The following is a 14,469-nucleotide window of genomic DNA, read 5'->3' on the forward strand; positions in this document are numbered from 1 at the left end:
CATTGCACTATTCTCGGCTTTCACCCCTGAAAAAGCTGTGGAGAGTCCCGCATGATTGCCCAAGGTTTATACGATCCCGCCAATGAACACGATGCCTGTGGCGTCGGTTTCATCGCCCATATCAAGGGCAACAAAAGCCATTCCATCATCGATCAGGGGTTGTTGATCCTGAAGAATCTCGATCACCGGGGCGCCGTCGGCGCCGACGCGCTGATGGGCGATGGGGCCGGCATCCTGATCCAGATTCCCGACCAGTATTTCCGCGACGAGATGGCGAAGCAGGGCGTCGAGCTGCCGCCACCGGGCGAATATGGCGTCGGCATGGTGTTCCTACCGAAAGAGCATGCCTCGCGCATCGCCTGCGAACAGGAAATCGAGCGCGCCGTGCGCATCGAAGGCCAGGTCGTGCTGGGCTGGCGCAATGTGCCGGTCGACGACGCGATGCCGATGTCGCCTACGGTGCGCGCCAAGGAGCCCGTGATCCGCCAGATCTTCATTGGCCGCGGCCCGGACATCATGGTCACCGATGCGCTCGAACGTAAGCTGTACGTGATCCGCAAATCCTCGGGCCACGCGATCCAGGCGTTGAAGCTCCTGCATGGCAAGGAATTCTTCGTGCCCTCGATGTCGGCACGCACGATCGTCTATAAAGGGCTGCTGCTGGCCGACCAGGTCGGCGTCTACTACAAGGATCTGCAGGATCCGCGCTGCGTCTCCGCACTCGCCCTGGTGCACCAGCGCTTCTCCACGAATACCTTCCCGGAATGGCCGCTGTCCCACCCTTACCGCCTGATCGCGCACAACGGCGAAATCAATACGGTGAAAGGCAATTTCAACTGGACGCGTGCGCGCGAAGGGATGATGAAATCGGCCGTGCTGGGCGACGACCTCCATAAGTTGTTCCCGCTGATTTACGAAGGCCAGTCCGATACCGCCTGCTTCGACAATGCCCTCGAATTGCTGGTGATGGCCGGTTATCCGATCGCCCAGGCGATGATGATGATGATTCCCGAAGCCTGGGAAAACCATACGTCGATGGACGACAACCGCAAGGCCTTCTACGAATACCACGCCGCGATGATGGAGCCATGGGACGGCCCCGCCGCGATGGCGTTCACCGACGGCCGCCATATCGGCGGCACGCTGGATCGCAATGGCCTGCGTCCGGCCCGGTATGTCGTCACCGAGGACGACCTGGTCGTCATGGCCTCCGAGTCCGGTGTGCTGCCGATTCCGGAATCGCGCATCGTCAAGAAATGGCGTCTGCAGCCCGGCAAGATGTTCCTGATCGACCTGGAAGCGGGCCGCATCATCGACGACAAGGAGCTGAAAGACACCTATTCGAACGCCAAGCCGTATAAAGCCTGGATCAAGTCGGTGCGCATCAAGCTCAATGAAATCAAGCTGAGCGAATCGCAGCTGGCGCAAAGCCGGATCAAGGACACGCCGGCGCAGGGCGAAAAGGCGGCGATTTCCCTGCTCGACCGCCAGCAAGCCTTTGGCTATACCCAGGAAGACCTGAAATTCCTGATGGCGCCGATGGCGGTGCTGGCCGAGGAAGCGACCGGTTCCATGGGCAACGACTCGCCGCTCGCGGTGATGTCGAACAAGCTGAAACCGCTGTATAACTATTTCAAGCAGCTGTTCGCCCAGGTGACTAATCCGCCGATCGACCCGATTCGCGAAGCGATGGTGATGTCGCTGGTGTCGTTCATCGGCCCGAAGCCGAACCTGCTGGACACGAACAACGTCAATCCGCCGATGCGCCTGGAAGTGTCGCAGCCGGTGCTCGGTTTCGACGACATGGCGCGCCTGCGCAATATCAGCCTGCACACGGGCGGCAAGTTCAAATCGTATGAACTGAATATCTGCTATCCGGTCGCCTGGGGGAAAGAGGGCATCGAAGCCTCGCTGGCCTCGCTGTGCGCGGAAGCGGTCGATGCCGTGAAATCCGGCCACAACATCCTGATTGTGTCGGATCGCGCCGTCTCGAACGAAGTCGTCGCCATTCCCGCGCTGCTGGCGACGTCAACCATCCACCAGCACCTGGTGATGCGCGGCCTGCGCGCTTCGACCGGCCTGGTCGTGGAGACCGGTTCGGCGCGCGAAACCCACCATTTCGCCCTGCTGGCCGGCTATGGCGCCGAAGCCGTGCACCCGTATCTGGCGCTGGAAACCCTGGCCGACCTGGCCCAGCACCTGCCGCACGAAATGGATCCAGGCGCCGCCTGCTACAACTACACCAAGGCGATCGGCAAGGGCCTGATGAAGGTGATGTCGAAGATGGGCATTTCGACCTACATGTCGTATTGCGGCGCCCAGATCTTCGAGGCGGTCGGTTTGAATAAATCGTTGGTGGACAAATACTTCCGCGGCACTTCGTCGACGGTGGAAGGCATCGGCCTGTTCGAAGTGGCCGAAGAGGCGCTGCGCCTGCATGGCCTGGCCTTCGGCGCCGATCCGCTGCTGGCGAACGCCCTCGACACCGGCGGCGAATACGCCTTCCGCGTGCGCGGCGAAGACCATATGTGGACGCCCGATTCGATCGCGAAACTGCAGCACGCGACCCGCGCCAACAATTTCAGCACCTATAAGGAATACGCCCAGATCATCAACGACCAGAGCCGTCGTCACCTGACGCTGCGCGGCCTGTTCGAATTCAAGATCGATCCAAGTAAAGCGATTCCGCTCGGCGAAGTCGAGCCGGCGAAAGACATCGTCAAGCGCTTCGCCACCGGGGCCATGTCGCTCGGTTCGATCTCCACGGAAGCGCATGCGACCCTGGCGATCGCCATGAACCGCATCGGCGGCAAATCGAATACGGGCGAGGGCGGCGAAGATCCGCGCCGCTACCTGAACGAGTTCAAGGGCATCAAGATCAGCAAGGGCGAAACCCTGGCTTCGGTGCTGGGCGAGGATCGGGTGGCGGCCGACATTCCGCTGGAAGACGGGGACTCGCTGCGTTCGAAAATCAAGCAGGTGGCCTCGGGCCGTTTCGGCGTCACCGCCGAATACCTGAACGCGGCCGATCAAATCCAGATCAAGATGGCGCAGGGTGCGAAACCGGGAGAGGGCGGCCAGCTACCGGGCCATAAGGTGTCGGAATACATCGCCTCGCTGCGTTTCTCGGTGCCGGGCGTCGGCCTGATCTCTCCGCCGCCGCACCATGACATCTATTCGATCGAAGACCTGGCGCAGCTGATCCACGATCTGAAGAACGCGAATCCGCGTGCTTCGATCTCGGTGAAACTGGTGTCGGAAGTCGGGATCGGCACGGTCGCCGCAGGCGTCTCGAAAGCGAAAGCCGACCACGTGGTCGTGGCCGGTCACGATGGCGGCACCGGTGCCTCGCCGCTGTCGTCCGTGAAACACGCGGGCACGCCGTGGGAATTGGGCCTGGCCGAGACCCAGCAGACGCTGGTGCTGAACGGCCTGCGCAGCCGTATCCGCGTCCAGGCCGACGGCCAGATGAAGACCGGCCGCGACGTCGTGATCGCCGCCATGCTCGGCGCCGACGAGATCGGTTTCGCCACCGCGCCGCTGGTGGTCGAAGGCTGCATCATGATGCGCAAATGCCACCTGAACACCTGTCCGGTGGGCGTGGCCACGCAAGACCCGGTGCTGCGCGCCAAGTTCCAGGGCAAGCCGGAACACGTCGTGAATTACTTCTTCTTCGTGGCCGAGGAAGCGCGCCAGTTGATGGCCCAGCTTGGCATCCGGACGTACGACGATCTGATCGGCCGGGCCGACTTGCTCGACAAATCGAAGGCGATCACGCACTGGAAGGCGCAGGGCCTGGACTTCAGCAACATCTTCTATCAGCCGAAGACGGACTCGCTGCACAATCTGTACCACAGCGACGTGCAGGATCACGGCCTCGACCGCGCGCTCGACCATAAACTGATCGCGCAGGCGAAAGCGGCGCTGGAAAAGGGAGAACGGGTTTCCTTCATCTCGCCGGTGCGCAACGTCAACCGCACGGTCGGCACCATGCTCTCGGGCGAAGTCGCCAAGCGCTATGGCCACGCCGGTTTGCCGGACGATACCATCCACATCCAGCTGCAGGGCACGGCCGGGCAATCGGCGGCCGCCTTCCTGGCTGCGGGCATTACGCTCGACCTGGTGGGCGAGGGCAACGACTACGTCGGCAAGGGCTTGTCGGGCGGCCGCGTGATCGTGCGTCCGAACACGGAATTCCGCGGCTGGGCAGTGGACAACATCATCGTCGGCAACACCGTGCTGTACGGCGCGATTTCGGGCGAGGCCTTCTTCAACGGCGTGGCCGGCGAACGTTTTGCCGTGCGTAACTCGGGCGCCACCACGGTGGTCGAAGGTTGCGGCGACCATGGCTGCGAATACATGACCGGCGGTACCGTCGTCGTGCTGGGCGAGACCGGACGCAATTTCGCGGCCGGCATGTCGGGCGGCGTGGCCTATGTCTACGATCCGAAGGACGAGTTCGCCGCACGCTGCAACACGACCATGGTGAACCTGGAGCGTGTGGTGTCGACCAAGGAGCAGGGCGACGTGGCCGGCTGGCACAGCCAGAGCCGCGGACTCGAGCGCGAATCCGATGAAACCATCCTGCGCCGCCTGATCGAACGCCATTTCAAGTACACCGGCAGCACCCGCGCCCGCAACCTGCTGGACGACTGGGCCAACAGCCGCGGCAAGTTCGTCAAAGTCTTCCCGACCGACTACAAGCGCGCGCTGGAAGAAATGCACAACAGCAGCATGGAAGAAGCGAACGACAAGATCGAACTCGCGGCGTAAGCATTCAACGAACGCTGACCGGACAAATTCGCATGCGCTGATCTGTAGGGTGGGCGGGGGAAATAAGTCCAGTGGACTGATTTCCTGCCCACGCGTTCACGCAGCGCTAGCGCAGCCCGGCTGATTCAAGAAACAACCGGTGTCCGTCACCGACAAGCAAAGGAATACAACGTGGGCAAAATCACCGGCTTCATGGAATTTCAGCGCCAGGAAGAAGATCACCTGGAACCCGCCGCGCGCGTCAAGAACTTCAAGGAATTCGTCGTCACCCTGACCGACGGACAAGCGAAAGTGCAGGGCGCACGCTGCATGGATTGCGGCATCCCCTTCTGCAACACGGGCTGCCCCGTGAACAACCAGATCCCCGACTGGAACGACCTGGTCTATCACAACAATTACCGCGCGGCGATCGACAACCTGCATTCGACCAACAACTTCCCCGAAGTGACGGGCCGCATTTGCCCTGCGCCGTGCGAAGCGGCCTGCACGCTCGGCATCAACAGCGAACCGGTCGGCATCAAGTCGATCGAACGCAAGATTGCCGACGCGGCCTTCGAGCACGGCTATGTCGTGCCGCAGCCGCCGCTGGTCAAGACGGGTAAAAAGGTCGCCGTGGTTGGTTCCGGCCCCGCCGGCCTGGCCGCCGCCCAGCAGCTGGCGCGCGCCGGCCACGACGTGACCGTGTTCGAGAAGAGCGATCGCATCGGCGGCCTGCTGCGCTATGGCATCCCCGACTTCAAAATGGAAAAGGGTCTCATCGACCGCAGGATAGAGCAAATGCGCGAAGAGGGAGTAACGTTCCGCACCAGCGTCCTGATCGGCAAGGATTTCCCGACCACGGTCAGCAACATGGCGCGCGACACGATTTTTCCTGAAGACCTGAACGCCGAATTCGACGCCGTCGTCATGGCCGGCGGCGCCGAGCAGCCGCGCGATCTGCCGGTGCCGGGACGCGAACTGAAAGGCGTGCATTTCGCCATGGATTTCCTGCCCCAGCAAAACCGGGTCAACGCCGGCGATAAACTCAAGGATCAGATCAAGGCGACCGGTAAACACGTGGTCGTGATCGGCGGCGGCGATACCGGTTCCGACTGCGTCGGCACCTCGAACCGCCATGGCGCGGCGACGGTGACCCAGTTCGAACTGATGCCGATGCCGCCGGAACAGGAAAACAAGCCGCTGGTCTGGCCCTACTGGCCGACCAAACTGCGCACCTCGTCCTCGCACGAAGAGGGATGCGAGCGCGATTTCGCGGTGGCGACCAAACGCTTCGAAGGCAAGAACGGCAAGCTGGAAAAACTGATTGCCTGCCACGTCGAGTGGAAGGATGGCAAGATGACGGAAGTGCCGGGCAGCGAATTCGAGCTGAAGGCCGACCTCGTCTTCCTGGCTATGGGTTTTGTCTCGCCGGTACAGCAGGTGCTGGACGCCTTTGGGGTGCAGAAGGATGCGCGCGGCAATGCGCGCGCCACGACCGAGGGCGAGACCTGCTATCAAACCTCGGTACCGACAGTGTTCGTGGCGGGCGACATGCGCCGCGGCCAGTCGCTGGTGGTGTGGGCGATCCGCGAGGGGCGCCAATGCGCGCGCGCGGTGGACGAGTTCCTGATGGGCGCGTCGGTGTTGCCGCGCTGATTTTTTAAAAGAAAAGGGTGGCGCAGAGGCCACCCTGGTGCAAAAAAATGGACGGTGCTCAGCGCGGTGCGCCGACCGCCGCGACCTGCCCCTCCTCGATCGACTCCGTCACCACCTGCGCCAGGGCCGGCTCCGCGCCATACCGTACCTCTTCCAGCGTCGCCATCCGGCGTAGTCCGCGGGCGCCCGTCATGGCGCTCTGGCGCGGCACCGACAACACGATCTGGGTTCCCTCCGATGCTTCCCGGAAGCACAGCGAGAGCGCGCGGTCAGCCGTGGCGAAGCTGCCGTCGCCATTCGCCGCGAGTTCGCGCCGCTCGCGCTGGCCCAACAGGGCGAATATGCCGCGCTTATGCACTTTGGGTACGGCTGAGAACGCTAGCAAATCGAGCATTGCCAACGCATGCTGCCATAGAGAAACGTTAATGCAAGTCAACAAATAGCAATGTTGTCATATATGCATATCACAGCAAAAACAATGACTTGCGGAACGAAATAGCTGACTTTTCGGTTATTAGTGTTGCGGCGATACGTCGGAACACCGGGTGAAACGGGCCTGTCTCAAGCAGAGATTGCCGTTTCTGCACTACAATGCGGGATTCCCCAAATCTGACGATCCCCTGTGTCTAACCTTGTAGAAATACGTGATCTCGAGTTCGCCTACGGCGATCGCAAGATCTTGTCGAACCTGCGCATGGATTTCCCGCGCGGCAAGCTCATTGCCGTGATGGGCGGTTCCGGCTGCGGCAAGACGACCGTGCTGCGCCTGATCGGCGGGCAGATCCGTCCCCAGCGTGGTTCCGTGCGGGTGGGCGGCGAGGTCGTGCACGAGCTGCGCACCGACGGTTTATACCGCCTGCGCCGCCGCATGGGCATGCTGTTCCAGTTCGGTGCGCTGTTCACCGATCTGACCATTTTCGATAATGTCGCCTTCCCGCTGCGCGAGCACACCGACCTGCCCGAAGAATTGATCCGCGACCTGGTGCTGATGAAGCTCAACGCCGTCGGCCTGCGCAATGCCTCGAAACTGAAGCCCGGCGAGATTTCCGGCGGCATGGCGCGCCGCGTCGCCGTCGCCCGCGCCATTGCGCTCGACCCTGAACTGATCATGTACGACGAGCCCTTCGCCGGCCTCGACCCGATCTCGATGGGCCTGACCGCCAACCTGATCCGCAACCTGAACGACGCGCTCGGCTCTACGTCGATCCTCGTCTCGCACGACGTCAACGAAACTTTTGCCATTGCCGATTATGTGTACTTCATGTCGGCCGGCAAAATCGTGGCCGAAGGCACGCCGGCCGAGCTGCGCGTGTCACAAGATCCGTACGTAAAACAGTTCGTGAATGCCGAGCCGGACGGCCCTGTGCCCTTCCACTATCCGGGCAAATCGCTGGCCGACGACCTCGGGCTGGGAGCGCAGCGATGATCCTGCGTTTCTTTGAGTCCGCCGGCGCCACCGTGCGCGAATCGATCGAAAGCCTCGGTTTCGCCACGCGTGCGTTTTTCAACCTGCTGCGTTTTTCGCCGGGCGCCTTCCGCCGCCCGAGCCTGATTTCCGAGCAGATCCATTTTATTGGTAACTATTCGCTCGTCATCACCATCGTCTCCGGCCTGTTCGTCGGCCTGGTGCTGGGCCTGCAGTTCTACGTGAACCTGATCCAGTTCGGCGCCGAGGAAAAACTCGGTTCGCTGACCGCCCTGTCGCTGATCCGCGAACTGGGCCCGGTCGTGACCGCCTTGCTGTTCGCGGGCCGCGCCGGTACCTCGCTCACCGCCGAGATCGGCCTGATGAAGGCCGGCGAGCAATTGTCTGCCATGGAAATGATGGCGGTGAATCCGGTACAGCGCGTGCTGGCGCCGCGTTTCTGGGGCGGCGTGATCGCCATGCCGGTGCTGGCCGCCGTGTTCTCGGCCGTCGGCATCATGGGCAGCTACCTGGTCGCCGTCAAAATGCTCAGCCTGGACGAAGGCGCCTTCTGGTCGCAGATGCAGGCCGGCGTCGACGTCAACCGCGACGTGGTCAGCAGCGTCATTAAAAGTTTCGTGTTCGGTATCGCCGTGACCTTCACCGCGGTGTTCCAGGGTTACCACGTGAAGCCGACCCCGGCCGACGTGGCGCGCGCCACCACGCGTACCGTCGTGATCGCCTCGCTGCTGGTACTGGGCCTGGATTTCGTGATGACCGCCCTGATGTTCACGCAGTAAGCAACAGTCAATCAATAAGAATCGTTTCGTTTGGCCGCGCACAGACGGCCTGAATACTAGGAATTACTATGCACCGTAAAATCATCGATGTCTGGGTCGGCCTGTTTGTCCTGCTGGGCGCTGCCGCCGTACTGTTTCTCGCGCTTCAGGCCGGTAACATGAGCTCGCTCTCGTTCGCCGAGACCTATGCCGTGACCGGCAAGTTCGACAACATTGGTGGATTGAAGCCACAGGCGCCAGTCAAGAGCGCCGGTGTCGTGGTCGGCCGGGTGGGCGACATCAGTTTCGACGACACTACTTACCAGGCCATGGTTCGCCTTGACCTGGATCCAAGCTATAAATTCCCGAAAGATTCGTCGCTCAAAATCCTGACCGCAGGTCTGCTGGGCGAGCAATACATTGGCATCGAACCGGGCGGCGACACCAAGAACCTCGTCGACGGCGATCGAATCAACCGTACGCAATCGGCGACCGTGCTGGAAGACCTGATCAATCAGTTCATCTACAGCAAGGCTGCCGAAGGAAAGGAAGGCAGCGAATGAATAGCAAGAACAACGTAAGTACCCTGCCGCGCTGGCGTGGACTGGCGCTGGCGGCCGCGTGCGCCGCCCTGGCCGGCTGCGCGACCCCGAGCAACCCGCAAGACCCGCTGGAAAAATTCAACCGCGCCACCTTCGCATTCAACGACACGGTCGACCGCGTGGCCTTGAAACCCGCCGCGACCGCCTACCAGAAGGTGTTGCCCGGCTTCGTGCAAACAGGCGTGAGCAATTTCTTCGGTAACTTGTCGGACGCCTGGAGCTCGGTGAACAACCTGCTGCAAGGCAAGGGCGAAGCGGGCATGAGCGATTTGACGCGCTTCGCGCTGAATTCGACCTTCGGCCTGGCCGGCGTGCTCGATATCGCCTCGGAAGCGGGCTTGCAGAAACACAATGAAGATTTCGGCCAGACGCTGGGCGTGTGGGGTGTTCCTTCCGGCCCCTACTTGATGTTGCCATTGTTGGGCCCATCTACGATCCGTGACACCGCTGCATTGCCTGCCGACATGTGGGCCGATCCCTGGAGCACCGTGACGCCAGTGAGCACGCGCAATATCGGCATCGGCGTGCGCGCGATCGACCAGCGCGCCTCCGTCCTGGAAGCATCGAACCTGTTCGAGGAAGCCGCGCTCGACCGTTATGAATTCATCCGTGACGGCTACCTGCAACGCCGCCAGAGCCGTGTGTTCGACGGCGAATCGGGCCCGGAAAAGGAAACGGCAACGGATACGCCGAAGGAAGAAGCGCAGGAAGCGCCCGCATCGAACACGCAAGTAGTGCCGGAACCGGCCTCGCCCGCCACCGAAACGCAGCGGAAGTAAGAGTTCGTAAAACAGCTCGCACGAGATACCCCGTGTCCGGCAAGCTGTCTCATCAAATATTAGAAAGAGAGCTCATGAAACCAATCGCCCAACTCATCGTTACCGCCGCCACCGTCGCCTTCGCCACCAGCGTCATCGCCGCCCCGGCCCCGGCCGCCAACGAGGCGCCGGACGTGCTGGTGAAACGCATCAGCGCCGACGTCATCGACACCGTCAAGGCCGACAAGGACATCCAGTCCGGCAACCGCAACAAGATCATGGAACTGGTGAACTCCAAGATCCTGCCGTATGTCGACGCCGAAAAGATGACGGCGCAGGCCGCCGGCCGCTTCTGGCGCCAGGCTACCCCGGAACAGCAAAAGCGCCTGTCGGAAGAATTCCGCACGCTGCTGGTCTACACCTACTCGGGCGCGCTGTCGCAGATCAAGAACGAAACCATCGAGTTCAAGCCGATGCGTTCGCAGCCGACCGACACCGACGTCGAAGTGCGTTCGCAGGTGAACGTCACCCGCGGCGAGCCGATCACCTTGAACTACCGCCTGGCCAAGGGTGACCAGGGCTGGAAGATCTACGACATCAACGTGCTGGGCGCCTGGCTGGTCGAGACCTACAAGGGCACCTTCGCCGCGGAGATCAACAAGTCGGGCGTCGACGGCTTGATCGCCAAGCTGGCCGAGCGCAACAAGCAATTGGCCAACAAGCCGCTGAAGGCCCCGAAGTAAGCATGGCCGAAGCGAATCCCATGCTGTCGCTCGACGCCCTGACCTTCGAGACCGCGCAAGCGGCCCTGGAGCAGGGCTGCGCCGCGATCCGGGCCGGCGAGACCGTGTTCGACCTGGGCGGCATCCGCGCCGCCGATTCTTCCGGCGTCGCCCTGCTGCTGGCCTGGCAACGCCGTGCCCGCGATGCGGGGCAGAAGCTCACGTTCATCAATGTGCCGAGCAATATCGATGCCCTGACGCAGTTGTATGGGCTCGAGGGCGTGCTGGCCCGGTCGTAACACGTAGGACGGGCATGCCCGCGTACGGCATGTGCGTGCTCACGGCGTTTTTGTCGAATGCGCCGTAATCCCACATGTCGCCGATACGCATCGTCCGCACGCGGGCATGCCCGCCCTACGGTGCGCTACCGTCAACGATCTCGTTATGTCGACGGTGCGCCGACACCGTGGCAATACCCCTCCCATTCCCGCCAGGCTCTTGTATTCTCGATTTCCCCTATAATGGGTCGTTTCCCCGCCCGGATTGCGCACGCCTGTGCCGCAGCCACTCCCAAGAACAATGACAGCGATCCAGATTAACAGCGTCGAGAAGAGCTACAAGGCCTTTAAGGCCCTGAAAGGCGTTTCCCTGACGATCGAGCAAGGCGAGTTCTTCGGCCTGCTGGGCCCGAACGGCGCCGGCAAGACGACCCTGATTTCCACCATCGCCGGCCTGATCCGGCCCGACGTCGGCAGCGTGCAGATCCACGGCCATGACGTCGTCACCGATTTCCGCGAAGCGCGCCGAAAACTCGGCGTGGTGCCGCAGGAACTGGTGTTCGATCCCTTCTTCACCGTGCGCGAAACCCTGCGCCTGCAGTCGGGCTACTTCGGGATCAAGAACAACGACAAGTGGATCGACGAGGTCATGGAAAACCTCGACTTGACCTCGAAAGCCGACGTCAACATGCGCGCCCTGTCCGGCGGGATGAAGCGGCGCGTATTGGTCGCCCAGGCGCTGGTGCACAAGCCGCCAGTGATCGTGCTGGACGAGCCGACCGCCGGCGTCGACGTCGAGCTGCGCCAGACCCTGTGGAAATTCATCTCGCGCCTGAACCGCGAAGGCGGACACACGGTCGTGCTGACCACCCACTATCTGGAAGAAGCGCAAGCCATGTGCCAGCGTGTGGCGATGCTGAAATCCGGGCAGGTCGTCGCGCTCGACACGATGAATGCGCTGCTGCGCCGCGTGTCGGGCTCGCAGCTGATCGTGCACCTGAAAAGCGGCGATTTGCCGGCTGATCTGCGCCACCTGGTGTCGCATGACGAACACGACAGCAATAACGGCAGCGGCAACAAATACAGCCTGCGCGTGAACGAGTATTCCGAAGTCGAGCCGATCCTCGCTCGCCTGCGCGCGTCGGGCGCCGTGATCGACGAGATGCAGCTGCAGCAGGCCGACCTGGAAGACATTTTCATTCAAATCATGGAAAAGGGTGCCCTGTGAGCGTCGTGTCCGTGGGTTTCCGTACCCTGTTCTACAAAGAGATGCTGCGCTTCTGGAAGGTGGCGACGCAAACCATCGCCGCGCCGATTCTCACCGCCATGCTGTATCTGCTGATCTTCGGCCATGTGCTCGAAGGCCGGGTCGAGGTGTATCCGGGCGTGAGCTATACGGCTTTCCTGGTGCCGGGCCTGGTGATGATGAGCGTGCTGCAGAACGCCTTTGCGAACGCGTCCTCGTCGCTGATCCAGTCGAAGATCACGGGCAACCTGGTCTTCATCCTGCTGCCGCCGCTGTCGCACTGGGAAATCCTGCTGGCCTATGTGGCGGCCTCGGTGGTGCGCGGCGTGGCCGTCGGCGCCGGCGTGTTCGCCATTACCGCCTGGTTCGCGCACCTGAGTTTCGCGGCGCCCCTCTGGATCATCGTGTTCGCCCTCCTGGGTGCGGCCATTCTCGGCACGCTGGGCGTGATCGCCGGGATCTGGGCCGATAAATTCGACCAGCTGGCGGCGTTCCAGAACTTCCTCATCATGCCGGCCACCTTCCTGGCGGGCGTGTTCTATTCGATCCACTCGCTGCCCGCATTCTGGCAGGCGGTCTCGCATTTCAACCCGTTCTTTTATATGATTGACGGGTTCCGCCACGGCTTCTTCGGCCAGTCCGATATCTCGCCGTGGACGAGCCTTGCCATCGTCTCCGCCTTCTTCGCGGTGCTCGCGGCAGTGGCGATCAACCTGCTGCGCCGCGGCTACAAGCTGCGTCATTAAACGCCTTACCTATAGATCTAGGAATTATCGTGTCGACCACTCCAGAACTGATCCACAGCTACATCGAAAACGGCCTGCAATGCACGCACCTGCAGGTCGAGGGCGATGGACGTCACTTCTCGGCCCTGATCGTCTCGCCTGCCTTCGCCGGCAAGCGCCCGATCCAGCGCCACCAGCTGGTGTACGCGGCGCTGGGCGACCGCATGCGCGAAGAGATCCACGCGCTGTCGATGAAGACCCTGACCCCTGAAGAATACGGAGGCTGAGCATGGATAAACTCCAAATCGTAGGCGGCAAGCGCCTGAACGGCGAGATCGCCATTTCCGGCGCCAAGAACGCGGCGCTGCCCATCCTGTGCGCCGGCCTGCTGACGGGCGGCGACGTCGAACTGTCGAACGTGCCGCGCCTGCACGACGTGAAAACCATCCTGAAACTGCTCGAGCAGACCGGCTTGAAAGTCACGCGCGACGACGAGAACGTCACCCTGAACGGCGCCAACATCACCAGCCTGGAAGCGCCGTACGAGCTCGTGAAAACCATGCGCGCCTCGATCCTGGTGCTCGGCCCGCTGCTGGCGCGCTTCGGCGAAGCCAAGGTGTCATTGCCGGGCGGCTGCGCGATCGGTTCGCGTCCGGTCGACCAGCACATCAAGGGTTTAAGGGCGATGGGCGCCGAGATCACGATCGAAGGCGGCTATATCCACGCGAAAGCGAAAAAACTAAAAGGTGCGCGCATCCTGACCGACATGATCACGGTCACCGGCACCGAGAACCTGCTCATGGCCGCGACCCTGGCCGAAGGCGAGACGGTACTCGAGAACGCCGCGCGCGAACCGGAAGTGACGGATCTGGCCAACCTGCTGGTGGCCATGGGCGCCAAGATCGAGGGCATCGGCACCGACCGCCTGGTGATCCAGGGCGTGACCGAGCTGCATGGCGCGAAACACGCCGTGATTTCGGATCGCATCGAAGCGGCGACTTTCCTGTGCGCGGTGGCGGCCACCGGCGGCGACATCCTGCTGACCAATACCCGCACCGATATCTTCGAAGTCGCGCTGGATAAACTGCGCGAAGTCGGCCTGCAGATGGACATCACGGCCGACACGATCCGTGCGCGCATGGATGCGCGTCCGCACCCGGTCTCCTTCCGCACCACCGAATATCCGGGCTTCCCGACCGACATGCAGGCGCAGTTCATGGCGGTGAACACCATCGCCAGCGGCCCGAGCCGCGTAACCGAAACGATCTTCGAGAACCGCTTCATGCACGTGCAGGAGATGAACCGCCTGGGCGCTTTCATTTCGACCGAAGGGAACACCGCCTTCATCAAAGGCGTGGATCGCCTGGTCGGTGCGCCGGTGATGGCGACCGACCTGCGTGCTTCGGCCTCGCTGGTGATCGCCGGCATGGCAGCCGAAGGTACCACCCTGATCGACCGCATCTACCATCTCGACCGCGGCTACGACCGCATGGAAGACAAGCTGTCGAAGGTCGGCGCCGACATCGTACGCATCAAATAAGGCCCG

General features: G+C 62.2%; 13 protein-coding genes. 12 read left to right on the forward strand and 1 reads right to left on the reverse strand.

Annotated features, from left to right (window positions below; genetic code table 11):
* Positions 1 to 51 precede the first annotated feature (51 nt).
* Both ASF77_RS15220 and ASF77_RS15225 read left to right on the forward strand, forming a co-directional pair.
* Positions 52 to 4,773, forward strand: coding sequence for a glutamate synthase-related protein (locus ASF77_RS15220; protein ID WP_056340992.1), 4,722 nt, complete (start codon positions 52 to 54; stop codon positions 4,771 to 4,773).
* A 171-nt stretch (positions 4,774 to 4,944) separates the two neighbouring features.
* A complete protein-coding gene (locus ASF77_RS15225; RefSeq protein WP_056340995.1) occupies positions 4,945 to 6,408 on the forward strand; it encodes a glutamate synthase subunit beta in 1,464 nt (487 codons plus the stop codon).
* 58 nt (positions 6,409 to 6,466) lie between these two features.
* Here the strand turns inward: ASF77_RS15225 and ASF77_RS15230 are convergent, their stop codons facing one another.
* The gene (locus ASF77_RS15230) at positions 6,467 to 6,766 is read right to left on the reverse strand and encodes a hypothetical protein (protein ID WP_156648907.1); all 300 of its coding nucleotides are present in this window, start codon (positions 6,764 to 6,766) and stop codon (positions 6,467 to 6,469) included.
* 264 nt (positions 6,767 to 7,030) lie between these two features.
* Between ASF77_RS15230 and ASF77_RS15235 the strand changes: the two genes are divergently transcribed.
* The 10 genes from ASF77_RS15235 (at position 7,031) to murA (ending at position 14,463) form a co-directional block, all read left to right on the forward strand.
* Positions 7,031 to 7,834 carry an ABC transporter ATP-binding protein gene (locus tag ASF77_RS15235; protein ID WP_056340998.1) on the forward strand — a complete coding sequence of 268 codons (804 nt, stop codon included), beginning with the start codon at positions 7,031 to 7,033 and terminating at the stop codon, positions 7,832 to 7,834.
* Positions 7,831 to 8,613, forward strand: a complete 783-nt coding sequence (gene mlaE / locus ASF77_RS15240; RefSeq protein WP_056341000.1) for a lipid asymmetry maintenance ABC transporter permease subunit MlaE — start codon at positions 7,831 to 7,833, stop codon at positions 8,611 to 8,613. Before ASF77_RS15235 ends, mlaE begins: the two co-directional genes overlap by 4 nt.
* A 68-nt stretch (positions 8,614 to 8,681) precedes the next feature.
* Positions 8,682 to 9,155: an outer membrane lipid asymmetry maintenance protein MlaD gene (gene mlaD / locus ASF77_RS15245; RefSeq protein ID WP_056341001.1), complete on the forward strand. Its 474-nt coding sequence runs from the start codon at positions 8,682 to 8,684 to the stop codon at positions 9,153 to 9,155.
* On the forward strand, positions 9,152 to 9,973 hold the full coding sequence (locus tag ASF77_RS15250; RefSeq protein ID WP_056341003.1) for a VacJ family lipoprotein: 822 nt from the start codon (positions 9,152 to 9,154) through the stop codon (positions 9,971 to 9,973). The genes mlaD and ASF77_RS15250 overlap by 4 nt, the downstream gene beginning before the upstream one ends.
* A gap of 74 nt (positions 9,974 to 10,047) precedes the next feature.
* Positions 10,048 to 10,695, forward strand: coding sequence for a phospholipid-binding protein MlaC (locus tag ASF77_RS15255; protein ID WP_056341005.1), 648 nt, complete (start codon positions 10,048 to 10,050; stop codon positions 10,693 to 10,695).
* Positions 10,696 to 10,697: 2 nt separating this feature from the next.
* Positions 10,698 to 10,973: a lipid asymmetry maintenance protein MlaB gene (locus tag ASF77_RS15260; RefSeq protein ID WP_056341007.1), complete on the forward strand. Its 276-nt coding sequence runs from the start codon at positions 10,698 to 10,700 to the stop codon at positions 10,971 to 10,973.
* A gap of 280 nt (positions 10,974 to 11,253) precedes the next feature.
* The gene (locus ASF77_RS15265; protein ID WP_056341009.1) at positions 11,254 to 12,180 is read left to right on the forward strand and encodes an ABC transporter ATP-binding protein; all 927 of its coding nucleotides are present in this window, start codon (positions 11,254 to 11,256) and stop codon (positions 12,178 to 12,180) included.
* A complete protein-coding gene (locus ASF77_RS15270) occupies positions 12,177 to 12,944 on the forward strand; it encodes an ABC transporter permease (RefSeq protein ID WP_056341011.1) in 768 nt (255 codons plus the stop codon). Before ASF77_RS15265 ends, ASF77_RS15270 begins: the two co-directional genes overlap by 4 nt.
* A 29-nt stretch (positions 12,945 to 12,973) precedes the next feature.
* On the forward strand, positions 12,974 to 13,210 hold the full coding sequence (locus tag ASF77_RS15275; protein ID WP_056341013.1) for a BolA family protein: 237 nt from the start codon (positions 12,974 to 12,976) through the stop codon (positions 13,208 to 13,210).
* A 2-nt stretch (positions 13,211 to 13,212) separates the two neighbouring features.
* On the forward strand, positions 13,213 to 14,463 hold the full coding sequence (gene murA, locus ASF77_RS15280) for a UDP-N-acetylglucosamine 1-carboxyvinyltransferase (RefSeq protein WP_056341015.1): 1,251 nt from the start codon (positions 13,213 to 13,215) through the stop codon (positions 14,461 to 14,463).
* Positions 14,464 to 14,469: the final 6 nt, after the last annotated feature.

This window comes from Massilia sp. Leaf139, assembly GCF_001424165.1.
In the GTDB taxonomy this organism is placed as follows: Bacteria; Pseudomonadota; Gammaproteobacteria; order Burkholderiales; family Burkholderiaceae_D; genus Telluria.